The organism is Micromonospora musae, assembly GCF_003626635.1.
In the GTDB taxonomy this organism is placed as follows: domain Bacteria; phylum Actinomycetota; class Actinomycetes; order Mycobacteriales; family Micromonosporaceae; genus Micromonospora; species Micromonospora musae.
Map to the genome: position 1 here is coordinate 252,731 of NZ_RAZT01000010.1, position 25,091 is coordinate 277,821.

General features: G+C 73.8%; 15 protein-coding genes. 11 read left to right on the plus strand and 4 right to left on the minus strand.

Going from position 1 to position 25,091, the window contains the following annotated elements:
* Positions 1–12 precede the first annotated feature (12 nt).
* The 5 genes from D7044_RS21220 to D7044_RS21240 all read left to right on the plus strand — a co-directional run bounded on the left by D7044_RS21220 (position 13) and on the right by D7044_RS21240 (position 8,867).
* On the plus strand, positions 13–2,628 hold the full coding sequence (locus D7044_RS21220) for a putative bifunctional diguanylate cyclase/phosphodiesterase (protein ID WP_120690005.1): 2,616 nt from the start codon (positions 13–15) through the stop codon (positions 2,626–2,628).
* Between the two features lie 372 nt (positions 2,629–3,000).
* The gene (gene gatC / locus D7044_RS21225) at positions 3,001–3,306 is read left to right on the plus strand and encodes an Asp-tRNA(Asn)/Glu-tRNA(Gln) amidotransferase subunit GatC (RefSeq protein ID WP_120328591.1); all 306 of its coding nucleotides are present in this window, start codon (positions 3,001–3,003) and stop codon (positions 3,304–3,306) included.
* 61 nt (positions 3,307–3,367) lie between these two features.
* Positions 3,368–4,843 (plus strand): Asp-tRNA(Asn)/Glu-tRNA(Gln) amidotransferase subunit GatA, encoded by a 1,476-nt coding sequence (gene gatA, locus D7044_RS21230; protein ID WP_120677442.1) that lies wholly within the window; start codon positions 3,368–3,370, stop codon positions 4,841–4,843.
* A 13-nt stretch (positions 4,844–4,856) separates the two neighbouring features.
* On the plus strand, positions 4,857–6,356 hold the full coding sequence (gatB, locus tag D7044_RS21235) for an Asp-tRNA(Asn)/Glu-tRNA(Gln) amidotransferase subunit GatB (protein ID WP_120677440.1): 1,500 nt from the start codon (positions 4,857–4,859) through the stop codon (positions 6,354–6,356).
* 150 nt (positions 6,357–6,506) lie between these two features.
* Positions 6,507–8,867 (plus strand): transketolase-like TK C-terminal-containing protein, encoded by a 2,361-nt coding sequence (locus tag D7044_RS21240; RefSeq protein WP_120677438.1) that lies wholly within the window; start codon positions 6,507–6,509, stop codon positions 8,865–8,867.
* A 90-nt stretch (positions 8,868–8,957) separates the two neighbouring features.
* Here D7044_RS21240 and D7044_RS21245 read toward each other — a convergent pair whose 3' ends face one another.
* The gene (locus D7044_RS21245) at positions 8,958–10,523 is read right to left on the minus strand and encodes a metallophosphoesterase (protein ID WP_120690006.1); all 1,566 of its coding nucleotides are present in this window, start codon (positions 10,521–10,523) and stop codon (positions 8,958–8,960) included.
* A 23-nt stretch (positions 10,524–10,546) separates the two neighbouring features.
* A complete protein-coding gene (locus D7044_RS21250; protein WP_120690007.1) occupies positions 10,547–11,722 on the minus strand; it encodes a PQQ-dependent sugar dehydrogenase in 1,176 nt (391 codons plus the stop codon).
* Positions 11,723–11,869: 147 nt separating this feature from the next.
* On the opposite strand from D7044_RS21250, the gene D7044_RS21255 reads away from it, so the two are divergent.
* Positions 11,870–12,796, plus strand: a complete 927-nt coding sequence (locus D7044_RS21255; protein WP_120690008.1) for a 2-hydroxyacid dehydrogenase — start codon at positions 11,870–11,872, stop codon at positions 12,794–12,796.
* Between the two features lie 37 nt (positions 12,797–12,833).
* Here the strand turns inward: D7044_RS21255 and D7044_RS21260 are convergent, their stop codons facing one another.
* The gene (locus D7044_RS21260) at positions 12,834–13,211 is read right to left on the minus strand and encodes a PH domain-containing protein (protein WP_120677430.1); all 378 of its coding nucleotides are present in this window, start codon (positions 13,209–13,211) and stop codon (positions 12,834–12,836) included.
* Positions 13,212–13,471: 260 nt separating this feature from the next.
* Here D7044_RS21260 and D7044_RS21265 point away from each other — a divergent pair, with 260 nt between their 5' ends.
* From D7044_RS21265 to D7044_RS21280, 4 genes are all read left to right on the plus strand, one after another.
* A complete protein-coding gene (locus D7044_RS21265) occupies positions 13,472–15,754 on the plus strand; it encodes a GGDEF domain-containing phosphodiesterase (protein WP_233565074.1) in 2,283 nt (760 codons plus the stop codon).
* A 59-nt stretch (positions 15,755–15,813) separates the two neighbouring features.
* Positions 15,814–18,255, plus strand: coding sequence for a glycoside hydrolase family 2 protein (locus tag D7044_RS21270; RefSeq protein ID WP_120690010.1), 2,442 nt, complete (start codon positions 15,814–15,816; stop codon positions 18,253–18,255).
* Positions 18,256–18,364: 109 nt separating this feature from the next.
* Entirely contained in the window at positions 18,365–18,703 is a 339-nt protein-coding gene (locus D7044_RS21275; protein WP_120690011.1) for an ArsR/SmtB family transcription factor, read from the plus strand.
* Position 18,704: 1 nt separating this feature from the next.
* Positions 18,705–20,387 carry a SulP family inorganic anion transporter gene (locus D7044_RS21280; RefSeq protein WP_407663341.1) on the plus strand — a complete coding sequence of 561 codons (1,683 nt, stop codon included), beginning with the start codon at positions 18,705–18,707 and terminating at the stop codon, positions 20,385–20,387.
* 219 nt (positions 20,388–20,606) lie between these two features.
* Here the strand turns inward: D7044_RS21280 and ilvD are convergent, their stop codons facing one another.
* Positions 20,607–22,454 carry a dihydroxy-acid dehydratase gene (ilvD, locus tag D7044_RS21285; RefSeq protein ID WP_120677420.1) on the minus strand — a complete coding sequence of 616 codons (1,848 nt, stop codon included), beginning with the start codon at positions 22,452–22,454 and terminating at the stop codon, positions 20,607–20,609.
* Between the two features lie 112 nt (positions 22,455–22,566).
* Here ilvD and D7044_RS21290 point away from each other — a divergent pair, with 112 nt between their 5' ends.
* Positions 22,567–25,008: a putative bifunctional diguanylate cyclase/phosphodiesterase gene (locus D7044_RS21290; protein ID WP_407663340.1), complete on the plus strand. Its 2,442-nt coding sequence runs from the start codon at positions 22,567–22,569 to the stop codon at positions 25,006–25,008.
* Positions 25,009–25,091: the final 83 nt, after the last annotated feature.

A 25,091-nucleotide genomic window follows, 5' to 3' on the forward strand; every position in this document is an offset into this window, starting at 1 on the left:
CCGGGAGGTGCGATGGAGGTCGCGGACCCGCGCAACGTCGTTCCGCCGGGACGCGTGGCGCCGTTTCTCGCCTTCATCGGCGCCATCCTCGCCCTGGCGTTGCTGGTCGCGGCCGGTCCACTGGTGACACTGCCGGATCAACTGCCCGACCTGCCGGTGGCGTTCTGGACGATGGCGGCGCTCGCGGTGGTCTGCGACGCCCGCCCGTTCGTACCGCCCGGCCGGCGGCAGTCGTCGGCGGTCTTCCCGTCCACCTGCTTCACCTTCGCCATCCTGCTCGGCTGGGGACTGGGACCGGCGGTGGCGGTGCAGGCGGTGGCCGTGATCGTCTCCGGCTGGCGGCTACGGCACGCCATCTGGCGTACGGCGTTCAACGTCGGGCAGTACGCCTGCGCCCTCGCCGCCGCGTACGCGGTCACCCGACTCGGGCCGGGCACCGTCTTCTCCGGCGGTGTGCTGCACACCTCCGACGTCGTGGTGGTGGGCAGCGCGACGCTCGTCTGGTTCCTGGTCAACTACGTGTTGGTCAGCACGGCGGTACGGCTGCGCTTCGGCGGCCGCTGGTGGCCGAGCTTCCGGCAGGGCCTCGGCTTCGAGCTGCTCTCCACCGGTTCGCTGCTGCTGCTCGCCCCGGTGCTGGTCGCCGCGGCCCGCACCAGCGCCGCGCTGATCCCACTGGTGCTGGTGCCGCTCTTCGCCGTCTACCGGATGGCCCGGCTCACCGTCGAGCAGCAGCAGCTCGCCTCCCTGGACCCGTTGACCGGCCTGCCGAACCGCAAGGCGCTGCTGGCCGAGGTCGCCGAGCAGGTGCACCTGCACGCCGAGCGGTCGGGGCGGGGCGAGCCCGACGCTCACCTCGCGCTGCTGCTGATCGACCTCGATCGGTTCAAGAACGTCAACGACGCCCTCGGCCACGCGGTGGGGGACCGGCTGCTGGTCGAGGTCAGCCAGCGGCTGACCGCGCTGGTCGGTGGGCGCGACATGGTGGCCCGGCTGGGCGGCGACGAGTTCGCCATCGTGATGACCGGGCTCACGACGGTCGCCGAGGCTCGTGAACTCGCCGACCGGGTGGTCCGGACGCTCGCCGAGCCGGTGCCGCTGGACGGGCTGCCGCTGGACGTCGGCGGGTCGATCGGCATCGCACTCTTCCCGGAGCACGGCGAGGACTTCGCCACCCTGATGCGCCACGCCGACGTCGCCATGTACGACGCGAAGCACCGCAACGACACGATCGCCGTCTACACCGCCGAGTCCGACCACAACTCTCCCGAGCGGCTCGGGCTCCTGGCGGATCTGCGCCGGGTGCTGGAGGCCGGCCCGGCCGTCGACGAGCCGGCCGACACCGACGAGCCGGCCGACGGCGGAGCCGGTGACTCGGCCGACGTCGCGGAGGTCCCCCTCGGCGCCGGCGGGACGCGGGGCGGGGACGGCGCGGCCCTCGCCACCGCCGCCGATCAGTCCGGCGGCGGGGTGCCGAGCGCGGAGGCGGAGGTCGGTCCCGCGTTGACCGGGGAGGTGACCGGCGTGCGGGCGAGGCGGTGGTGGTCCCGGCAGCGGGAGCGCCGCACCGACGTGCTGCCCGAGGACGAGCTGATCAGCCGGATCGTGACCGGCGCCGACCCGACCCGCCGCCGCGGCGGCCGTACCGGGGCGGAGCTGGTCGACCGGGGCGCGGTCGTCGACCGTGGGACGCGCAACGGTCGCGAGCCGGGTACCGAGCCGGATGTGCCCGGACTCGGCGGCGCTCCCGAGGCGGTCGAGCGGGCGGCCAGCCCGGCCGCCGCGACGGGGACCGGTGGCGCCGGTCGGCACCGGCTCCGGCCGGCCGAGGCCGATCCGGCCGTCGACGTCGGCGAGATCACGATGTACTACCAGCCGCAGATCGCCATCGCCACCGGTGAGGTGGTGGGTGTCGAGGCGTTGTTGCGCTGGCGGCATCCACGACGCGGAATGGTCGATCCGGAGGAGCTGATCCGGGTCGCCGAGCAGAGCGCCGTGATGCGGCTGCTCACCCGCCGGGTCGTCGACGACGTGGTGGAGCAGCTCGCGAAGTGGTCGGCCACCGGGGTCGGCCTGCGGGCCGCGCTCAACGTGAGCGTGCGCGACCTGCACACCGGTGAGATCGCCGACCAGATCGCCGACCGGCTGACCCGCTACGGCGTACCGCCCGAACGGCTGCAACTGGAGATCACCGAGGGTGCGCTGATGGCCGACCCGCGACGGGTGCTGGCGACCATCTCCCGGCTGCACCGGATCGGGGTGGCGATCTCGCTGGACGACTTCGGCACCGGGTACTCGTCCCTGCAGCACCTGCGCCGGTTGCCGCTCTCCGAGGTGAAGGTGGACCGCAGCTTCGTGCTCGGCATGGCCGACGACCCCGACGACGCGGCGATCGTACGGTCGATGATCGAGCTGGCGGGCGCTCTCGGCCTGCGGGTGGTCGCCGAGGGGGTCGAGGACGAACGGACCTGGCGGATGCTGCACGCCGCCGGCTGCGACGCCGCCCAGGGCTGGTTCTACGCCCGGCCGATGCCCGCCCAGGAGTTGGTCACCTGGCTGGCCCGGTACCGCCCGGTGCGCCCCACCGGCGGTCCGGACCCGGACCTGCGCCGCCGGCCCGCCCGCTGAACCCGCCCCGGCCCGCCCGGTGGTCCCGCCCCGGCCCGCCCGGCGCTCGCCCCGGCCCGCGCGGTGGTCCCGTCCCCGTCGGCTTGGCGCCCGGCACCGGCCCTCGCCCCGCCTTGGGTGATCGACACCGACCTCCTTGAAGTCGCGTTAACCGATCGCCGGGACACCCCGACCTCCCGGCAACCCGAGTCGATCATGCGATCGCCGGTGATCGGGTGGACCGGGATCGGGCGCCACGACGGCGCGGAGGGGGAGTGGGGGGACGTCACGCCGGCACGGAACAATAGACTCGCTCCGGTCACCGCGCGTCACTCCGCACAGCTCGCGCGGTCGCAGACCGGCCGGACACAGGACCGTCACGAAGGGGGCACGATGGCCGCCATCTCCCGCGAGGAGGTCGCGCACCTGGCGCGCCTGTCGCGGCTCGCCGTAACCGAGGAGGAGCTGGACACGTTCGCCGGCCAGCTCGACGTGATCCTCCAGGCGGTCGCCCAGGTCGGCAAGGTCGCCGCCGCGGACATCCCACCGACCTCGCACTCGGTGCCGCTGACGAACGTCCTGCGTGAGGACGTCGAGACGCCGTGCCTGACGCCCGAGGAGGCGTTGTCGGGCGCGCCGGACGCCGAGCAGCAGCGGTTCCGCGTCCCCCGGATCCTGAACGAGGACTTGGCGTCATGAGCGAGCGAATCAGCATCATCAGCGCGCGGCGGTGCGCCGGCGAGCGAAGCGAGGCGGCGGCATGAGCGATCTGACCAGGAAGACCGCGGCGGAGATCGCCGCGCTGGTGGCCGGCGGGGAGACCTCCGCCGTCGAGGTCACCCAGGCCCACCTCGACCGGATCGCGGCGGTCGACGACCAGGTGCACGCGTTCCTGCACGTCGACACCGAGGGCGCGCTCGCCGCGGCCCGGGCGGTCGACGAGCGCCGCGCGGCCGGTGAGCCGCTCGGCCCGCTGGCCGGGGTGCCGGTGGCGGTCAAGGACGTGCTCGCCACCAAGGGGGTGCCGACCACCGTCGGGTCGAAGATCCTGGAGGGCTGGCGCCCGCCGTACGACGCGACGATCGTCGAGCGGCTGCGCGCGGCCGGCACGGTGATGCTCGGCAAGACGAACATGGACGAGTTCGCGATGGGCTCCTCCACCGAGTACTCGGCGTACGGCGCGACCCGCAACCCGTGGGACCTGAGCCGGATCCCGGGTGGCTCGGGCGGCGGCAGCTCGGCGGCGCTGGCCGCGTACGAGGCGCCGCTGGCGATCGGCTCGGACACCGGCGGCTCGATCCGCCAGCCGGGCGCGGTCACCGGCACCGTCGGGGCGAAGCCGACCTACGGCGGCACCTCGCGCTATGGGCTCGTCGCCTTCTCCTCGTCGCTGGACACGCCCGGCCCGTGCGCCCGTACGGTGCTCGACGCCGCGCTGCTGCACGAGGCGATCGCCGGGCACGACCCGCGTGACTCCACCTCGATCCCGCAGCCGGTGCCGAACGTGGTGGCCGCCGCGAAGCTCGGCGCCACCGGCGACCTGACCGGCGTGAAGCTCGGCATCGTGACCGAGTTCGTCGGCGAGGGCGCCGAGCCGGGCGTGATGGCGGTGTTCCGGGAGGCGGTCGACGCGCTGACCAAGCTGGGCGCCGAGATCGTCGAGGTCTCCTGCCCGAACTTCACCTACGCGCTGCCGGCGTACTACCTCATCGCGCCGAGCGAGTGCTCCTCCAACCTGGCCCGGTTCGACGGCGTCCGGTTCGGCCTGCGGGTCGGCGACGACGGCAGCCGGTCGCTGGAGGAGGTCATGTCGCTGACCCGGGAGGCCGGCTTCGGCCCGGAGGTCAAGCGCCGCATCATGCTCGGCACGTACGCGCTCTCGTCGGGCTACTACGACGCCTACTACGGGCAGGCCCAGAAGGTCCGTACGCTCATCACCCGGGACTTCACCGCGGCGTTCGAGCAGGTGGACGCGCTGATCTCGCCGACCACCCCGTTCGTGGCGTTCCCGATCGGCGAGCGCACCGCCGACCCGTACCAGATGTACCTGGCCGACCTGTTCACCATCCCGACCAACCTCTACGGCGGGCCCGGCATCTCGGTGCCGTGCGGGCTCTCCGACGGTCTGCCGGTCGGTCTTCAGGTGATGGCCCCGACGATGGCCGACGACCGGATGTACCGGGTCGCCGCCGCGTTGGAGAGCGCCGTCGGCACGTTCACCCCACCGGCACTGTGAGGCAGGAGCTCCGATGACCACGACACTGCCCTCGTACGACGACGTCGTCGCGCGCTACGAACCGGTGATCGGCCTGGAGACCCACGTCGAGCTCGGCACCCGCACGAAGATGTTCTGCGGCTGCCGGACCGACTTCGGCGGCGAGCCGAACACCCGGGTCTGCCCGGTCTGCCTCGGCCTGCCCGGCTCGCTGCCGGTGGTCAACAAGGCGGCCGTCGAGGCGACGATCCGGATCGGTCTCGCGCTGAACTGCTCGATCGCGGACTGGTGCCGGTTCGCCCGGAAGAACTACTTCTATCCGGACATGCCGAAGAACTTCCAGATCAGCCAGTACGACGAGCCGATCTGCGTCGACGGCTACCTGGACGTCGAGGTGAACGGCGAGACGGTGCGCATCGGCATCGAGCGGGTGCACATGGAGGAGGACACCGGTAAGACGCTGCACGTCGGCGGCGCCACCGGCCGGATCCACGGCGCAACCGAGTCGCTGGTGGACTACAACCGGGCCGGCATCCCCCTCGTGGAGATCGTCACCAAGCCGATCCCCGGCACCGGCAGTCTCGCACCCGACATCGCCCGGGCGTACGTCAACGAACTGCGGGAAGTGATCCGCTCGCTCGGCGTCTCCGACGTCCGGATGGAGGAGGGTTCGCTGCGCTGCGACGTGAACACGTCGCTGAACCTGCCCGGTCAGGAGTGGGGCACCCGGACCGAGACGAAGAACGTCAACTCGCTGCGTTCGGTGGAGCGGGCCGTCCGCTCCGAGATGCTGCGGCAGGCGTCGGTGCTCGACGCGGGGGGCCGGATCACCCAGGAGACCCGGCACTTCCACGAGGACACCGGGGACACCACCCCGGGCCGCTCGAAGGAGACCGCGACCGACTACCGGTACTTCCCGGAGCCGGACCTCGTGCCGATCGCGCCGGACCGGGCCTGGGTGGCCGAGCTGAAGGCGGCCCTGCCGGAGCTGCCCCGGGTGCACCGCCGGCGGCTCCAGGAGCAGTGGGGCCTGTCGGACCTGGACATGCAGTCGGTGCTCAACGCCGGTGCGGTCGAGCTGATCGAGCAGACCGTGGCCGCCGGCGCCACTCCGGCCGCGGCCCGCAAGTGGTGGCTCGGTGAGCTGTCCCGGCGGGCCAACGAGACCGGCGTGGAGCTGGTCGACGTGGGCGCCACCCCGGAGCAGGTCGCGGAGCTGCAGGGCCTGGTCGACGCCGGCAAGCTCAACGACAAGCTGGCCCGGACGGTGCTCGAGGGCGTGGTGGCCGGCGAGGGTTCGCCGACCGAGATCATGACGAGCCGGAACCTGGAGGTGGTCTCCGACACCGGCGCGCTCACCGCCGCGGTGGACGAGGCGATCGCCGCCAACCCGGAGATCGCCGACAAGATCCGCAGTGGCAAGGTCGCGGCGGCCGGTGCGCTGGTCGGCGCGGTCATGAAGACCACCCGTGGCCAGGCCGACGCGAAGACCGTCCGGGAGCTGATCCTGGCCCGGCTGAACGTCGAAGCCTGACCCTTCCCTCCCCTTCCGCGCCGAACCGATGATCATGAGGTGGGCGGCGGCCGCCGACTCCGGGGCCGCCGTCAACCTTGTGATCACCGGGTGATGGACGGCGCTTCCCCCGCACGTGGGCGTCAACGGCGACGCCCGGATGGAGTTCCCGTGAACCAGCACGACCTGGACGTCCTCGACGAGATTCAGCGGCGGGTGCTCTGGCTCGCCACCCGGATCGTGGACGCCGCCAACCACGACCGCGACGCCGGCGACGGCGTGAAGGTCGGCGGGCACCAGGCGTCGAGCGCCTCGCTGGTCACCGCGATGACCGCGCTCTGGTTCGCGCACCTGGACGCCGCGGACCGGGTGTCGGTGAAGCCGCACGCCTCGCCGGTCTACCACGCCATCCAGTACCTGCTGGGCAACCTCGACCGCTCGTACCTGCCCCGGCTGCGGGCGCGCGGCGGTCTCCAGTCCTACCCGTCGCGCACCAAGGACCCGGACGGGGTCGACTTCTCCACCGGCTCGGTCGGCCTCGGCGCGGCGGCGCCGCTCTTCGCCGCCGCCACCCGCCGTTACGTGGACGCGCACTTCGGCCCCCGGCCCCGGTCCCGGTTCGTCGCGCTGATCGGTGACGCCGAACTGGACGAGGGGAACATCTGGGAGGCCGTCGCCGACCCGGCCACCACCGGGCTGGGCAACGTCATGTGGCTGGTCGACTTCAACCGCCAGTCACTCGACCGGGTGGTCCCCGGCGTGCGGATCAACCAGTGGCGGGGCCAGTTCGAGGCGGCCGGTTGGCACGTGGTGGAGGTCAAGTACGGTCGCCGGCTCGCCGCCGCGTACGAGCGCCCGGGCGGGGAGGCGCTGCGGAACTGGATCGACGCGATGCCCAACGAGCAGTACCAGTCGCTCTTCGGGCTCGCCGGGCCGGAGCTGCGCCTGCAGTTCCTCGACGGCGCCCCCGAGGCGGTCGCCACGTTCATCGCGGACGTTCCCGACGACGAGCTGGGTCCGCTCGTCACCGACCTCGGCGGGCACGATCTCACGGCGCTGCTCGACGCGTACGCCCAGTGCGACGCCGTCACGGACCGACCCAGCGTGGTCTTCGCGTACACGGTGAAGGGCTGGGGTCTGCCCATCGCCGGCAACCCGCGCAACCACTCGGCGCTGCTCACCCCGCAGCAGGTCGAGGCGCTGCGCGCCGCCCACGGCCTGACCGAGGAGACGGAGTGGGACCGGCTCGACCCGGCGTCGCCGGCCGGCATCCGGGCCGGGGAGCGCCGGGAGGCGCTGGCCCGACCGCCGCGCGAGCGTGCGCTGGGGGTCACCGTCCCGGAGACCACGAAGGTACGCGCCAACAAGCCGATCTCCACGCAGGAGGTGTTCGGCCGGGTCCTGGTGGACCTGGCCCGGGACCCGGAGCTGGGGCGGTACCTGGTGACCACCGCGCCCGACGTGGCCACCTCCACCAACCTCGCCGGTTTCATCAACAAGACCGGCGTCTTCGCGCCGACCGCCCAGCGCTCCTGGACCGAGGACCGGATGCTGCGCTGGACCGAGAGCCCCGCCGGCCAGCACATCGAGCTGGGCATCTCGGAGATGAACCTGTTCCTGCTGCTGGGGCAGCTCGGCCTGGCGTGGGACCTCTCCGGCCAGCCCCTGCTGCCGGTGGGCACGGTGTACGACCCGTTCGTGCTCCGTGGCCTGGACGCGTTCCTCTACGGGACGTACTCGGGTTCCCGCTTCGTGGTCGCCGGCACCCCGTCCGGGATCACCCTCGCCCCCGAGGGGGGTGCGCACCAGTCGACCATCACCGCCTCGGTCGGGCTGGAGCTGCCGGGGGTGACCTTCATCGAGCCGGCGTACGCGGTCACCCTGGACTGGCTGCTCTGCGACGCCCTCGGTCAGGTGGCGGGTGGGGCGGCGCCGTCGGTGACGGCGGCACCGGCCGAGGACGGGGCGTACTACTTCCGCCTCAGCACCCGCCCCGTCGACCAGGCGCCGTTCGAGGCGGCGCGGGCCCGGCTCGGCGACGCGGTGCTGCGTCGGCAGGTGGTCGCCGGGGCGTACCGGCTGGTCGACGCCCACCAGGCGTACCCGCACCTGGCGGACGCGCCGGTGGTGCAGCTGGCCGCGTCGGGCGCGGTGCTGCCCGAGGTGCTGACCGCCGCCGCCGAGCTGGCCGACGAGGGCATCGCCGCGCACGTCGTGGACATCACCTCGCTGGACCGGATCTACCGGGCCTGGCAGCGCACCCTGCGGCAGGGCGTGCGGACGGCGACCGTACCGAGCGTGCCCGGCGCGCTCCGCTCGGCCTTCGACGACCGCGCGCCGGTGGTGACCGTGCACGACGCGGCCTCGCACGCGATGGCCTGGCTCGGCTCGGCCCTGGGGGTGCCGACGGTGCCGCTCGGGGTGGACGAGTTCGGCCAGTCCGGCAGCGTCGCCGAGCTGTACGAGCTGCACGACCTGCTTCCCGGCAGCATCGTCAACGCCGCGCTGGCCGCGCTCTCCCTCCGCCGCTGACCCGCCGCCGCCCGCGACCCCGCCCGTCACCGCCGGCAGCGGCCGGGCGGGTCCGGGTCGGCGCGACTGAAAGTCACCACCGGACGGGGCTCAGCGGGTGGGCGTCGGGCTGACCGGAACCTGCTCGCCCGCCTTGGGGTCCTGGATCACATGACGTTCCAGGTTCACCTGGGCCTCGCCGGTGCCGCCGACGGTGATGTCGTCGTGCGCCTGCAGCAGCTTGTCCCGGTCGAAGTAGAGCACGCTCATCGACAGCGGAGTGGGCTTCTCACCCTCCAACCCGCGCAGCCCGGCGCCGCCGGTGGAGCCCTCCACCAGCAGCTGCGTCGCCATCCGCCCCGGCTGCTCAGGCAGCTTCGAGACCTGCCGGGCGTGGGTGTGCCCGGCCAGCACCAGCGGACAGGTGCCGGAGAGCGGCCCGGCCGACGCCGGATCGTGGACCAGCGCGATGTTCACCGGGCGCGGCGACCTGCCGATCGTCTGGGCGAGCTGCTCGCCGGCCCCGATGACCTGATCGGCCACCTGCTGGGTCAGCCCACTGCCCGCCGGCGAGGTGTTCTTGTCCGGGGTGAACCGCGGGTCGCCGATGCCGGCGATGGTCAGCCCGGCGACCGTGGTGATCGAGTTGTTCAGCACGATCGCGTTCGGCTGCCGGGCGACGGCTGCGGCGGTCCGGGCCGAGTCGTGATTGCCCCGGATGTAGACGTAGGGCTTGCGCAGCACCCCGATCGAGCCCACGAAGGACGCCTCGGGCTCACTGCCCCAGTCGGTGATGTCCCCGGTGTCGATCACCACGTCGATGTCGAACTGCTCCACCACCGTCCTGATCAGCTGCCATCCGGTCGGATTGAGGTGCATGTCGGAGACGTGCAGCACCCGGGTGGACTCGGGTGCCGGCTCGAAGACCGGCAGTGCCGACACGGTCGTGTAGAGCTGGCTGACGTTGCCCACCAGGCGCTGGAGCTGCTCGGCGTACCGGCTGTAGTCGTTGGCTATCCGCCGCGCGTCACCGACGATCGCCGGCGCGTTGACCAGCAGCCCCTCGTACCGTGGCTCCTCGATCGCCTGCGGACGCAGCGTCGCCGCGGCCGCGCCCAGGGTGCTGAGGGTGACGCCCAACGCGAGCGCGCCGGCCACCGCGGTGCGGCGCACGTTCCGGAAGACCAACGCGGCCAGCAGTAGGGTCGCCAGCACCGCGGAGGCGACGGTACGCAGACCGAGCCGCATCACCCCGGAGCGGACGTCCTCCACCGCCGAGATGCTGGCCCGCTGGATGCTCGCCGGGTCGTCGATCAACGCCTCGGTACGTCCCTGGTCGAGCGCGCCGAGCCGGACGGTCAGGTGGGTCGGCCCGTCGTGGCTGTCCAGCAGCAGGGCGCCGAGCGGTGGAATGTCGACGGTGGTCCCGCCGGAGGTGTCCGGCGTCAGGGTGAGGGTCGCCTGGAACGGGCCGATGTCCGTGTCGACCCGGCCGCCGGCGAGCACGCCGAGCGTGACCCCGGCGAGGGTGACCAGCAGCACCGCCAGGGTCACCCCGGCCATCCGCAGCGGAGTGCGCCGACCGGTCCGGTCGGTGCCGCGCCGCAGCGGCCAACGCCGGCGGGCCGCCGGGGCCTTCCCGTCGGTGGCCTGCGGCTCGTGCTGTTCGCCGTCCATGTTGGAAATGTCGACCCTCCGGGTCAGCTCCGCCCGGCTCCGCCGTCGGCGAAGACCAGCCGCAGCAGGCGATCGTCCTCCGGCACCGGGTCGCCCCGCCCGTCATGGTTGGAGGTGGAGACCCAGACCGACCCGTCGGGCGCGGCGGCCACGGCCCGAAGGCGCCCGTAACGGTTGCCGAGCAGCTCCTGCGGCTGGCCGAGCGTGGTGCCCGTGTCGGTCAGCTCGACCACCCAGAGCCGCTTGCCGCGCAGGCAGGCGGTGACCAGGAGTCGGTCCACCGCGGCCAGCCCCGAGCAGGAGGCGTCGGAGGTCGGCCACTGGGTGATCGGGTTGACGTAGCGCTTGTCGTCGCCGCGCCCCTCGACCACCGGCCAACCGTAGTTCTTCCCCGCGACGATCTGGTTGATCTCGTCCCAGGTGTTCTGGCCGAACTCCACCGCGTACATCCGCTTGGCGGCGTCCCAGGCGAAGCCCTGCACGTTGCGGTGCCCCAACGACCACACCGGCGAGTTGGGGAAGGGGTTGCCCGCCGCCGGTCTGCCCTCCCGGGTGATCCGCAGGATCTTGCCGCCGAGGCTCTTCACGTCCTGCGCGTTCGGGCGTTCCCCGGCGTCGCCGGTGCTCGCGTAGAGCTGGCCGTCCGGCCCGAACCCGAGCCCGCCCCCGTTGTGGACGGAGGCCTTCGGGATGCCGGTCACGATGGGCGTCGGCTCGCCGCCGAGCTGGAGCCGGGCGATCCGGTTGTCCTGCTCCGTCGTGTAGTAGACGAAGAGCGTCCGGTCCCGTTGGTAGTCCGGGGAGACGGCGATGCCCAGCAGCCCGCCCTCGCCGGCCGCGGCCACGCCGGGGACGGTCTGCGCGACCGTCACCCGCAGCCCGTCCGGCCCGGACTCCGGGCCGACCTTCAGGATCCGGCCGCTGTCCCGTTCGGTGACCAGGGCGCCGCCGTCGGGCAGGAACCCGATCGCCCACGGCACCCGCAGGCCCTTGGCCAGCACCGTGGCGACCGCCTGCCGGCCGGCCCCGCCCGGGCTGGTCGAGGTGGAGGGGGTGGGGAAGTTCGGCGGTTCGCCCGCCGGGTCGGGGTCCGGCTCGCCGAAACTGCATCCGGTGGCCGCCAGCAGCAGAGCCGCGCAACACGCCGCGAGTGCCCCACGGGCGCGGCGGACGCGGGGGGACGGGGGACGGGCGCTCACCCGGCCCAGGGTATCCCGCCAGGCGGCTGCGGGCGCGCTGTGTGGCGCTTCGCCGTGGACGGTCGCACGAACGCGCCGGGTGGTGGAGGCGCCGGGTGCGGGTGCCGGCGGCGGACGTGGTCACCGGCGAGGCTATCGTCGGCGGGCGTGAAGGTATGGATTCCGCACGAGGCCGGGCTGTCGCTCCTCGGCGAGCTGCCCCCGGAGATCACCGTCGAGGTCGCCGAGCAACCGGAGAAGCTTCCGTCCGAGCCGGCCGGCGTCCGGTTCTGGGTGCCGCCCTTCCTCTCCGGCGGGGACGCCGCGGCGTTCCTGAACGAGCTGCCCGACCTCGAGGTGGTGCAGCTGCTCTCCGCCGGCGCGGACGCCTGGGTGGACCGGACGCCCGAGGGTGTGACGCTCTGCGACGCCCGTGGGGTGCACGACCCGTCGACGGCCGAGTGGGTGGTCACCGCGATCCTCACCCAGCTGCGGTCGTTCCCCGCGTTCGTCCGGGCGCAGGCCCGCCGGGAGTGGGCGTACGGCGAGGTGACCCCGACCGATGAGCTGACCGGCAAGCGGGTGCTCATCGTCGGCGCCGGTTCGATCGGCACGGCGGTACGCGACCGGCTCGCCCCGTTCGGGGTCAGCTTCACGCTGGTGGCCCGCACGGCCCGGCCCGAGCAGGGCGTGCACTCGGTCGACGAGCTGCCGCAGCTGCTGCCCGAGGCCGACGTGGTGGTGGTCCTGGTGCCGCTCACCGAGCGGACCCGGGGGCTGATCGACGCGAAGTTCCTGGCTTCGATGCGGGACGGCGCGCTGCTGGTCAACGCCGCGCGGGGGCCGGTGGCCCGGACCGACGATCTGACCGCCGAACTCGCCACCGGGCGGCTCCACGCCGCGTTGGACGTCACCGATCCGGAGCCGCTGCCCGCCGATCATCCGCTGTGGGAGATGCCCAACGTGCTGATCACCCCGCACGTCGCCGGGTCGGTGCGGGGCCTGCTGCCCCGGGCGTACCGGCTCGTCGGGGATCAGGTGCGGCGGTTCGCGGCCGGCCAGCCGCTGATCAACACGGTGGTCGACGGGTACTGAGCCGGCCGCCGAGGTCGTACCGCCGTCGCGTGGTGACTCAGCCGGCCGCGTCGGGAAGGGTCTGGCCGGTGGCCGAGACCAACCGGGGCAGGTCGGCGCCGCGTACCGCGGGCAGGACGATCTGCTGGCCGTCGTCGAGTCGGGCCACCGCCCGCCCGCGCGGGTCGGTGGCCAGCTCGACCACCTTGTCCCAGGCGATCCGACGCTGACCGGCCAGCGCGCGCACGCTCAGCCCCCGAGCGTCCGCGTCGGTGCCCGCCCGCCACGCCCAGACGCCGACGGCGAGCGGGATGAGCAGCACCGGCAGCAGGTACGCCCGGACGTCGGCCAGCGGCAGGGCGCCGAAGAAGGCGATGATCGCCGCGGCCAGGAGTGCCTGGTTGTGCCGGAAGCGGACGGTGGCGGGCTTGGTCACCCTCCGATGATCCCACCTCCGCCGGCAGGTTCGCGCGTCGGGCGGCATCTCGGCGGCCGACGCACGCAAATAGTGACATGAGTCACTGATCTGGTCGGCGTTCCGCGCGTAACCGCTGCCCCAGGCGGCTCGTTTCCGAACAATGGGCAGTGGACTCGCCGTCCGATGCCCGCACCGCCGCACCGCCCCCGTGCCCCCTCACGAAGGCGACCGCCGTGCCCCTCGCCGCCCCGCTCCGCGCCCCTCTCCTCCGTCGAACGGTGCCGGAGGGCGCCGTGCTCGCGGCGGTCGTGCTGCTCCTGTTCGCCGGCACCACCCGACTGCTCCCGGCCGCGGCGGTGGTCGCCCTCGCCGCCGGTGCGGGCGCCACGCTCGCCGGGGTGCGGCTCACCCGGCTCGCCGTCCGCCTCCCCGGTCGCGAGCCGCGTCCGCCGGCCGGAGCCGCCGTCGAGGCGCGCTCGACACCGAGCGCTACCGCCCACCGACGCCCCGCCGTCCTGCTGCTCGACGCCGCCGTGGTGGCGGCCGGGCTCACCGCGGCGGTGCTGCCGTTGCTGGGCCCGCAGCGGCGGGCGGCGACCGCCGCCGGCCTGGTCGTGGTCGCGGTGCTCGGTCTGCTCGGTCTGCGCGGCCTGCCCGGACGCTCGCGGCCACCGGCCCGGGTCCGGCTGCGCCGGCTCGCCGACGCGGGCGCCCCGGCGGCCGGGCTGGTCCTCGCCGGCTGGCTGCTGCTGTCCCCGGCGACCGGTTCGGCACCGGAGCGGCTCGCCGCGGCCGCCCTGCTCGGCGTACTCGGCGTCGCCGGACTCACCGCGCTGACCGGAGCGCATCGCCGTCCGGGCGCGGCGACCTGCCGGGGCGGGCTGCACCTCACCCTGCTCGGGCTGGTGCTGCTCGCCGTCTTCGACCCGGCGGCGCAGTGGCCGCTGCTGCTTGCCGTACCGCCGCTGCTGGTGGGGATGCTGCTCTTAGCCGCCGGCGCGGCCCGGGCGGTCGCCGCCGAGCCCGCGGCCCTCCACCCGGCCCCGGGCTGGCTCCGGGCGGTGGTGCCGGCGGTGGCGCTGCTGCCGGCCGTGGGTGGGCAGCTCGACGCCGGTCTGCCGACGGACCGGACCGCCGTGCTGCTCGCCCTGGCGGCCGTCCCGCCCCTCGTGCTCCGCGAGCTGCTCCGCGCCGGGGAGGCGCGCCCGGAACGTCAGCGCGGTGAACCGACCGGGGTCGCCGCCCCGGCCGGCGAGTCGCCGTCGCCGGCCACCGCGGCCGCTCCGGCGAGCCTCGTGGCCGCCCCGCTGCCGCAGCCGCTCGACGGGCTCGCCGACGGGCCCGCGCTGCTGCGGGCCCTCACCGTGCTCGGCGGGAACCCGATGCCCGTCGGGGCGCTGCTCGTGGTGGAGCTGCACCTGCCGGACGGCGCCGGGCTACCGGCGCGGCGGGCCGGTGTGCTCGCCGAGGCGGTGCGGCGCGCCCGCGCGGTGGTCGACCGGCGGGACCTGCTGGCGCAGGTGGGTGATGCCGGGTTCGCGGTGGTCACCGAGGCGGGACCGATGCGGGCGTACGCGCTGGGCGAGCGCCTGCTCGCCGCGCTCACCCAGCCCTACCAGCTCGGCGGAGCGGCGCTCCAGGTGCCGGCGAGCATCGGCCTCGCCGAGGTCGCCACCGGTTCGCCGCAGGACGTGCTGCGGCAGGCCGACCTGGCCCGGCGGCGGGCCGTCCAGCTCGGCCGGGACCGGGTCGAGTGGTACGACGCGTTCCTGGAGGAGCAGCTGGTCCGCCGGCTCGACCTGGAGCGGGAGCTGCCGGGTGCGGTCGCCCGGGGCGAGCTGGACCTGGTCTACCAGCCGGTGCTGCGGCTGGACGACCGGCAGCCGGTCGGTACCGAGGCGTTCCTGCGCTGGCGTAGCCCGGTGCTCGGCACGGTGCTCCCCGACGAGCTGTTCCCCGTCGCCCGGGACCTCGACATCGTGGGGGAGCTGGAGTGGTGGGTGCTGGACCGGGCGTGCCGGCAGCTCGCCGAGTGGTCCGCGAACAGCCGCCAGCTCTGGATGTCGATAAACGTGACCACGAGCGAGCTGACCACTCCGGACTACGTGCAGCGCACGGCGGCGGTGCTGGCCGCGTACGGCGTGCCGCCCGAGCAGCTGGTCGTCGAGGTGGCCGAGCCGCGGATCGTGGGCGAACTGTCGACTGTGGTCGCCCGGCTGGCGGGGCTGCGGTCGCTCGGCGTGCGTACCGCCCTGGACCAATTCCGCCCCGAGCACGCCTCGCTGGCCCAGCTGCGGCGGCTGCCGATCGACCTGTTGAAGGTCGGTGCCGGCCTGGTCGATCCGGCGCCGGACGCGCAGCGGCCCCTCATCGACGTGGTGGTGAACGTCGGTGACCGGCTCGGGGTCGAGATCGTGGCGGAGGAGCTGGAGTCGTCCGCCCAGGTGCAGGGCGCGCGGCGGGCCGGCTGCCGGTACGGGCAGGGCTTCGCGCTCGCCCGACCGGCGACGGCGGAGCGGGTCGAGGCGTACCTCGAGGAGTTCCCCTCCGCGTCTCGGTGACGGGTAGGCCCCGCCGTACCCTGGACCGTCCGGAGATCAGGGGAAGGCGCGGTGAGATCGTGAGCCAGCAACCGCTGCACGAGGGTTGGGTACTGCGGGCGGTACCGGGGTCGCAGGTACCGCCGGAGGTCGCCGACCGGGAGATCCCGGCGACGGTGCCCGGCTGCGTGCACACCGATCTGCTCGACGCCGGCCTGATCGCCGACCCGTTCCTCGACGACAACGAGTCCAGGTTGACCTGGATCGGGCGCACCGACTGGGTCTACGAGACCACCTTCCGGCACGAGCCGGACGGCGCCGACTGGATCGACCTGGTCTGCGCCGGGCTCGACACGGTCGCCACGCTCGCCGTCAACGGGGTCGAGGTCGGCCGCACCGAGAACATGCACCGCGGCTACCGCTTCGACCTCCGGTCGCTGCTGCGGGCCGGCGACAACACCCTGACCGTACGGTTCGACTCCGCCTACCGGTACGCGCAGGCGCAGCAGGAGAGGCTCGGCGACCGGCCGAACGCCTATCCGGAGCCGTTCCACTTCATCCGGAAGATGGCCTGCAACTTCGGTTGGGACTGGGGGCCGACCCTGGTCACGGCGGGCATCTGGCAGGAGATCACGCTGCACGCCTGGTCGACCGCGCGGCTGGCGAGCGTACGCCCGCTGGTGACCCTCGACGGCGCCGACGGACGGGTCGAGGTGCACGTGGAGGTCGAGCGGGCCGGCGACGAACCGTTGACGGTGCGCGCCGAGGTGGCCGGGGTGGTGGCGGCGGTGACGATCCCCGCGGGGGAGCGCGCGGCGGTGCTCACCCTCACCGTCGACGAGCCGGCCCGGTGGTGGCCGCGCGGGCACGGCGAACCGACCCGGTACCCGTTGGTGGTGACCCTGCTCGACCAGGCCGGCTCCACCCTCGACGACTGGACGCGGCGGATCGGCTTCCGCTCGGTGCGCCTGGACACCGCGCCGGACGCGCACGGCTCCGCGTTCACCCTGCACGTCAACGACATCCCCGTCTTCGTCCGCGGGGTCAACTGGATCCCCGACGACACCTTTCCCACCCGGATCACCCGCGATCGGCTCGCCGAGCGCTTCGGCCAGGCCATCGAGGCGAACGTCAACCTGCTGCGCGTCTGGGGCGGCGGCCGGTACGAGTCCACGGACTTCTACGACCTCGCCGACGAGCTGGGGCTGCTGGTGCAGCAGGACTTCCTCTTCGCCTGCGCCGCCTACCCGGAGGAGGAGCCGTTCCGCACCGAGGTCGAGGCGGAGGCGCGGGAGCAGGTCACCCGGCTGACCGGGCACCCGTCGCTGGTGCTCTGGACCGGCAACAACGAGAACATCTGGGGCTGGCACGACTGGGACTGGCAGGAGCCGCTCGCCGGGCGCACGTGGGGGCGCGGCTACTACCTGGAGCTGCTGCCCAGCGTGGTGGCCGAGCTGGACCCGACCCGGCCGTACTGGCCGGGCAGCCCGTGGTCGGGGCGGGAGGACCTGCACCCGAACGACCCGGCGCACGGCACCACGCACATCTGGGACGTCTGGAACACCGACGACTACACGAAGTACCGCGCCTACACGCCGCGCTTCGTGGCCGAGTTCGGCTACCAGGCGCCGCCCGCGTACGCCACGCTGCGCCGGGCGCTCTCCGACGAGCCGCTCGCGCCCGACTCGCCGGGCATGGCCCACCACCAGAAGGCGACCGGCGGTGACGCCAAGCTCCAGCGCGGCCTGGACGCGCACCTGCCGGCGCCCCGCGACTTCGACGACTGGCACTTCCTGACCCAGCTCAACCAGGCCCGCGCGATCCAGCTCGGCGTCGAGCACTTCCGGTCGCTGCGCCCGGTCTGCATGGGCACGATCGTCTGGCAGCTCAACGACTGCTGGCCGGTCACCTCCTGGTCGGCGGTGGACGGCGACGGCCGGCGCAAGCCGCTCTGGCACGCGCTGCGCCGCGCGTACGCCGACCGGCTGCTCACCGTCCAGCCCCGCGACGGCGGGCTGGTCCTGGTCGCCGTCAACGACGGCGGGACCCCGTGGCGGGCCACCGTCTCCGTGGACCGGGTGAGCCTGACCGGCGAGCCACGGGCGAAGGCGACGATGCCGCTGGACGTCCCCGCGTACGGCACGGTGACGCTGGCGCTGCCGGCGGAGCTGGCCCGGCCGGACGACGCCCGGCGGGAGTTGGTCGTCGCCGACGCGGGAGACGGCACCGCGCGGGCCTTCTGGTTCTTCGCGGAGGACCGGGACATCGACTGGCCGGCTGCGGAGTGGGAGGCGGTCGTCGAGCCGGCCGAGGGCGGGCACCGGGTGCGGGTCACCGCCGGCACGGTCCTGCGCGACCTCAGCCTCTTCCCGGACCGCCTCGACCCGGCGGCCGAGGTGGACGAGGTCCTGGTCACCCTGCTGCCCGGCGAGTCGGCGACGTTCCACGTGCGCACCCCGCACGCGCTGGACCCGGCGGCCCTGACGAGCCGCCCGGTGCTGCGCTGCGTGAACGACATCTGAGCGCAGGGGCTCCTTCCCAGACCCGAGGTGGAGGGGCCCCGCCGACCCCACCGACTTGAAGAATTTTGCAACTGCTAAAGTCTTCAGGGTCGTCCAGAGGGGGGTGGGGATGTCGGTACCGCTGTACCAGGCCAAGGCGGAGCTGTTCCGTACGCTCGGGCACCCGGTGCGGATCCGGGTGCTGGAGCTGCTCCAAGACGGACCGAAGCCGGTACGCGACCTCCTCGCCGCGATCGACGTCGAGGCGTCCAACCTCTCCCAGCAGCTCGCGGTGCTGCGCCGCGCCGGCATGGTCAGCACCTGGCGGGACGGTCCGCTCGTTATGTACCAGCTCAGCACCCCGGACGTGGCCGACCTGCTCGCTGCCGGGCGACGCATCCTCGGCGCCGTCCTCAGCGACCGGGACGCCCTCCTCGACGAACTGCGCACCGGCCCGCCGGGTGAGTGACGTGTTCCGGTCGATCCGCGACCGCTTACTCGGCCTCCTGCCGCAGCGCGAGGACTGGGGGGCCCTACGCCGGTCACCCCGCCGTGACGTGATCGCCGGGCTGACCGTGGCGGTGGTGGCCCTCCCACTCGCCCTGGCCTTCGGGGTCACCTCCGGCCTGGGCGCGGAGGCGGGGCTGGTCACCGCGGTGATCGCCGGCGCGGTGGCGGCGGTCTTCGGCGGCTCCAACCTCCAGGTCTCCGGCCCGACCGGCGCGATGACCGTGGTGCTGGTACCGGTGGTCCAGCGCTTCGGTGCCAGTGGTGTGCTGACGGTCGGCGTGCTGGCCGGGCTGCTGCTGATCATCCTCGCGGTCGCCCGCCTCGGTCGATACGTCCGCTACCTCCCCGTGCCGGTGATCGAGGGCTTCACCGCCGGCATCGCCGTGGTGATCGCACTCCAGCAGGTGCCGGCCGTGCTGGGCGTCGAGGACGCAGAGGGCGAGCGGGTGTGGGCGGTCGCCGTCGACGCCGTGGTCCGCTTCGCGGCCCACCCGCACCCGGCTCCGCTCACGCTGGCGCTGGCGGTCGCCGCGCTGATGCTGCTCGGTGCCCGGTGGCGGCCCGGCTGGCCGCTCTCGCTCGCCGCGGTCGCCCTCGCCACCGGCCTGGCCGAGGTCCTCCCGGTGGATCTGGCGCGGATCGGCGCGCTGCCCACCGGGCTGCCCGCGCCGTCGTTGGACTTCCTCGACCTGGGCGCCATGGGAATGCTCCTCCCGTCCGCTCTGGCCGTGGCCGCGCTCGCCGCGCTGGAGAGCCTGCTCAGTGCGACCGTCGCTGACGGGATGACCACCGGCCAACGCCACGACCCGGACCGGGAACTCTTCGGGCAGGGCCTGGCCAACCTGGCCGCACCGGTGTTCGGCGGGGTACCGGCGACCGCCGCCATCGCCCGTACGGCGGTGAACGTCCGCGCCGGCGGCCGCTCGAAGCTCGCCGCGCTGACCCATGCCGTCGCGCTCGCCGGGATCGTGCTGGTCGCCGCGCCGGTGGTGGGGCGGATCCCGCTCGCCGCGCTGGCCGGCGTCCTGCTCGCCACCACCGTGCGCATGGTCGAAACCGGTTCGATCCGGGCACTGGCCCGGGCGACCCGCGGCGACGCCCTGGTGCTCATGCTCACCTTCGCGGTGACCGTGGCGCTCGACCTCGTCACCGCCGTCGCGGTCGGGGTCGGCGTGGCGATCATCATCGCGCTGCGCGCGGTGACCCGGGCCGCGCGGGTGGAGCAGGTGCCGTTCGACCGCGGCGCGCACAGCGCCGAGGAGCACGCGCTCCTCACCGAGCACATTGTGGTGTACCGGCTGGACGGCCCACTCTTCTTCGCTGCGGCACACAACTTCCTACGGCAGCTCTCCGACGTCGCCGACGTCCGCGTGGTCATCCTGCGGATGTCCCGGGTGTCCACGATCGATGCCACTGGTGCGCAGGTCCTCGGCGACGCCGTGCTACGGCTGCAGGGCCGCGGGATCACCGTGCTGCTCTCCGGAATCGCTCCCCGTCACGACGAGGTTCTCACCGCCCTCGGTGTCGCCGAGCAACTCCGCCGCGACGGTCTGGTCTTTCCGGACGCCTCGAGCGCGGTCCGCTACGCCCGGACCGTCGCGCTCGGCGGGGCCCAGCCGTGGGCCCCCGTCGCCGCACACTGAGCCCGACGGTCTTCGACGCCGACACCAGTCGCACCTTCCGGCCCGGGCCCGTGCCGTCGCGGTGAGCGCGGTCGTCGCGATCGGTACGGCACGGTGCTTCTCGTCGGCGCGCTGTCGTTTCTCCTCATCGCCCTGGTCGGGTACTGAGACGCGGCACGACTATCTCACCTGCTGATGAGGCCCCCTGCCACGCGATGCGACGGCAGGGGGCCCCACCGGCTACTCCGGGACGCGCCGGTAGGCGCCGTCGCTGGCCGAGGTGGCCATCGAGGCGTACGCCCGCAGTGCGGCCGAGACCGGCCGCTGCCGGTCGGCCGGCGTGTACGGGCGGTCGCGCTTCTCCTCGGCGACGCGGCGGGCCTGGAGCACGTCCTCGGGAACGTTCAGCTCGATCGACCGGCCCGGGATGTCGATCACGATCTCGTCGCCCTCCTGGACCAGCGCGATCAGCCCGCCGGAGGCCGCCTCGGGGGAGGCGTGCCCGATGGAGAGGCCGGAGGTGCCGCCCGAGAACCGGCCGTCGGTGAGCAGCGCACAGGCCCGGCCGAGCCCGCGACCCTTGAGGAACGAGGTGGGGTAGAGCATCTCCTGCATCCCGGGACCGCCCTTCGGCCCCTCGTACCGGATCACCACAACGTCACCGGCGACGACCTCCTTGGCCAGGATCGCGGTGACCGCGTCGTCCTGCGACTCGTAGACCTTCGCGGGGCCGCGGAAGGTCAGGCACTCCTCGGGCACCCCGGCGGTCTTCACCACGCAGCCGTCCGGCGCGAGGTTGCCGTGCAGGATGGCCAGCCCGCCGTCGGCGGAGTACGCGTGCGCCGCGTCCCGGATGCAGCCGCCGGCCCCGTCGGTGTCCAGGGACGACCAGCGGTTGGTGGTGGAGAACGCCTCGGTGGTGCGCACCCCGCCCGGTGCGGCGTGGAACAGCTCCAGCGCCTCCGGTCGGGCCGAGCCGCCCCGGACGTCCCAGTCGGCCAGCCACTGCGGAAGCGAGGGCGAGTGCACGGAGTGGACGTCGCGGTGGAGCAGGCCGGCCCGGTCCAGCTCGCCGAGGATCGCCGGGATTCCGCCGGCGCGGTGCACGTCCTCCATGTGGTACTGGGGCGAGTTCGGGGCGACCTTCGCCAGGCAGGGGACCCGGCGGGAGATGGCGTCGATGTCGGCCACGCCGAAGTCCAGCTCGGCCTCGCGGGCGGCCGCGAGCAGGTGCAGCACCGTGTTGGTGGAGCCGCCCATCGCGACGTCCAGCGCGACCGCGTTCTCGAAAGCCGGCCGGGAGGCGATCGACCGGGGCAGCACCGAGGCGTCGTCCTGGTCGTACCACCGCTTGGCGATCTCGACGACCGTGCGGCCGGCCTCGACGAAGAGCGACTTCCGCGCGGCGTGGGTGGCCAGGGTCGAGCCGTTGCCCGGCAGGGCCAGCCCGATCGCCTCGGTGAGGCAATTCATCGAGTTGGCGGTGAACATCCCGGAGCACGAGCCGCAGGTCGGGCAGGCGGAGCGTTCGATCTCGCCGAGTTGGTCGTCGGTGACCGCCTCGTTCGACGAGGCGATCATCGCGTCGATCAGGTCGATCTTGCTGTGCACGATGCCCTCGATCGCCACCGTCTTGCCGGCCTCCATCGGGCCGCCGGAGACGAAGACGGTCGGGATGTTGAGCCGGAGCGCGGCGAGCAGCATGCCCGGGGTGATCTTGTCGCAGTTCGAGATGCAGACCAGCGCGTCCGCGCAGTGCGCGTTGACCATGTACTCCACGGCGTCGGCGATGAGCTCCCGGCTGGGCAGCGAGTAGAGCATCCCGCCGTGGCCCATCGCGATGCCGTCGTCGACGGCGATGGTGTTGAACTCCCGTCCGACGCCGCCGGCCTCGGCCACCGCGTCGGCGACGAGGCCACCGAGCTCCTTGAGGTGGACGTGACCCGGTACGAACTGGGTGAAACTGTTGGCGATGGCGACGATCGGCTTGCCGAAGTCGTCGTCGGTCATCCCGGTGGCCCGCCAGAGGGCCCGGGCACCGGCCATCGTCCGACCGTGCGTGGAGGTCTTCGACCGCAGCTCAGGCATGCGTACCAGTCTTGCACCGGGCCAGCGCAGGCCCCCCGACCGCGTACGCCGTGTCCCAACAGATGCACATCCGGGGCCCCACGGAGAGCGCTCATCCGGCACAGTTAGCGGCGTGCATCTCCCCCCGGGCGTGGCCACCGCCGCGGCGTTGAGCTGGCTGGTCGCCGCCTCGGCCACCGCGCTGCTCACGGTCGGTCTCCGGCGGCGTCCGGGGCCGCACCGACCGGCGCTGGCGCTGCTCGCGGTGGCCGCCGGGATCGCCCTGGTCGGCCTCGTGAGCGGGCTCGCCGCGACACTCGTCTCGATGCCGCACTGGGCGCACGAACAGGGGCAGCGCACCGGCTGGGCGACCGTCGTCTCGGTCGGCACGGCGGCGAGCGGGCTGATCTTCCTGGTCGGGCTCTTCCGGCTGCCCGGGGTGGTGGCCTCGACGGCCGCCACGGCGCGGCTGCTCCTCGACGGCCTGATGATGGCCGCCGCCATCTGGTTCGTCGGCTGGATGCTCGTCAGCGAGCCGACCCGGATCCTCGGCGGCGCCACCCCGACGGTCTGCGTGCCGATCCTGCTCGCCACGGCGAGCGCCGCGCTGACCGCCGGCATCGGCCCACTGGCCGTCTGCCGGGGCGTCGCCACCCGCGGTCGCCTGCTTCTGCTCGCCGCGGCCATCGCCACCGTGACCGCCGGCGGGCTCGGCGTCGCCGTCGGGCTCTGCCGGTCCGGACCGACCCTGGTGCTGGTCGGCGCGGGGCTCTCCTCGGTCGGCCTGCTCGCCGTGGCGCTCTCGGCGCTGCGGCTCGACCCGGCGGCGCGGTTCGAACCGGACGGCGTCGACCGCAGCGGCGAGAACGCTCTCATCCCGATGCTCGCCATGACCGTGTCGGCGACGTACCACCTCGTCCAGGGCGGCCGGTTCACCCCGCTCAGCGTCGGAGTCTGCGCCGTCGAGGGCTTCGCCCTGGTGGCCCGCCAGTACCTCGCGGTGCGTGACGTGCGGGCGTACGCGGCCCGGCTGGCCGAGCGCGAGGCGCACTTCCGTGAGCTGGCGCACACCGACGCCCTGACCGGGCTGGCGAACCGGCGCGGGCTGCTGCGGACCCTGCACCGGCGGGCCGCGGCCGGGATCCCGTGCGTGCTGCTCGGCCTCGACCTCGACGGGTTCAAGCACGTCAACGACGTGCGCGGCCACGACGCGGGTGACGCGGTGCTCGCCGAGGTGGGACGCCGGCTGCGCGAGACGCTGGGACCCGACGACGTGGCGGCCCGATTGGGTGGGGACGAGTTCGCGGTGCTGCTCTCCGGCCGCGCCCGCGAGGCCGACCAGGTCGCCGAGCAGCTGCTGGCCGTGCTGGGCCGGGCGCACGAGCAGCCGGAGGGGCCGGTCTTCCTCTCCGTCAGCATCGGGGTGGCGGGCTGCGACGGGGAGCCCGAGGTGGAGATGCTGCTGCGCCACGCCGACCTGGCGCTGCGCTACGCCAAGCAGCGCGGGAAGAGCCGGATCGAGCGCTACGACGCCGCCTACGACCAGCTGCTGCGTCGCCGGACGACGCTGGAGCACGAGCTGCGCGGCGCGATCGGCCGGGACGAGCTGCGGCTGGTCTTCCAACCGGTCGCGTCGCTGCCGTCGGTACGCCCGGTCGGCGCCGAGGCGCTGCTGCGCTGGCGTCACCCTGAGCTGGGCAACGTCCGCCCGGACGAGTTCATCCCGCTCGCCGAGGAGTGCGGGATGATCGCCACGCTCGGCGCGTGGGTGCTCAACCAGGCCTGCCGGCAGCTCTCCCGCTGGCTCGCCGACGGGCACGACGTCTGGGTCTCGGTGAACGTCTCTCCCCGGGAGCTGCACGACCCGGAGTACGTGGTGCTGGTCGCCGACGCGCTGCGCAGGCACGGCGTGCCACCGCAGCGGCTGGTGCTGGAGGTGACCGAGCACGCCGTCGCCACCGACCTCGACGAGCTGATCCGGCGGCTGGCCGCGCTGCGCCGGACCGGGGTGCGGATCGCCCTCGACGACTTCGGCGCGGGTTACTCGTCGCTGGGGCAGCTGCGCCGGTTGCCGATCGACATTCTCAAGATCGACCATGGCCTGGTGGCCGAGCACGAGCCGGTCCGTCCCGAGGGGCAGGACGGGCCCGCGTTCGCGCCGATGGTCGACATCGTGATGCGCCTCGGCCACCAGCTCGGCCTGGAGGTCATCGCCGAGGGCGTCACCACGCCCACCGAACTGGCCGCGGTGGTCGCCGCCGGCTGCCGGTTCGGGCAGGGGGCGCTCTGCGGCTGGGGGGTGCCGGCCGAACACCTGGAGGCGATGCTCGAGGCGGCCACCTCGCCGGCGGCCCGGCCGGCGGGCGCCGCGTCGGGCAACCGGTCCTCGGGCCATGCCGGCCGCGCGGCGGAGGCCGATTCCCGGCCCCCGACACTGCCGCCGTCGCGCCTTCCGCAGAGCGCGTCCGGGCAGCTCACGCCGGGCGTCGCGGGCGCGTCGCGGGGCGACGCGCCGACGCCCGTGAACCAACATGTGGGATCAGTTGACTCATCGCGTGAGATGCGTCAGGCTTGAGCGCATGTCGTCTCACTGGTCGCTGCGAGTACTTATCTGAGCGCACTCTCCCTGATCGAGAGTGCGCTGGCCCCGTGCATCTG

Excerpts from the sequence above, each read along its gene's own strand:
- D7044_RS21220 (WP_120690005.1), top strand. The coding sequence starts at position 13 with ATGGAGGTCGCGGACCCGCGCAACGTCGTTCCGCCGGGACGCGTGGCG.
- gatB (WP_120677440.1), top strand. The coding sequence starts at position 4,857 with ATGACCACGACACTGCCCTCGTACGACGACGTCGTCGCGCGCTACGAA.
- D7044_RS21245 (WP_120690006.1), bottom strand. The coding sequence starts at position 10,523 with ATGGACGGCGAACAGCACGAGCCGCAGGCCACCGACGGGAAGGCCCCG.
- gatC (WP_120328591.1), top strand. The coding sequence starts at position 3,001 with ATGGCCGCCATCTCCCGCGAGGAGGTCGCGCACCTGGCGCGCCTGTCG.
- ilvD (WP_120677420.1), bottom strand. The coding sequence starts at position 22,454 with ATGCCTGAGCTGCGGTCGAAGACCTCCACGCACGGTCGGACGATGGCC.
- gatA (WP_120677442.1), top strand. The coding sequence starts at position 3,368 with ATGAGCGATCTGACCAGGAAGACCGCGGCGGAGATCGCCGCGCTGGTG.
- D7044_RS21275 (WP_120690011.1), top strand. The coding sequence starts at position 18,365 with ATGTCGGTACCGCTGTACCAGGCCAAGGCGGAGCTGTTCCGTACGCTC.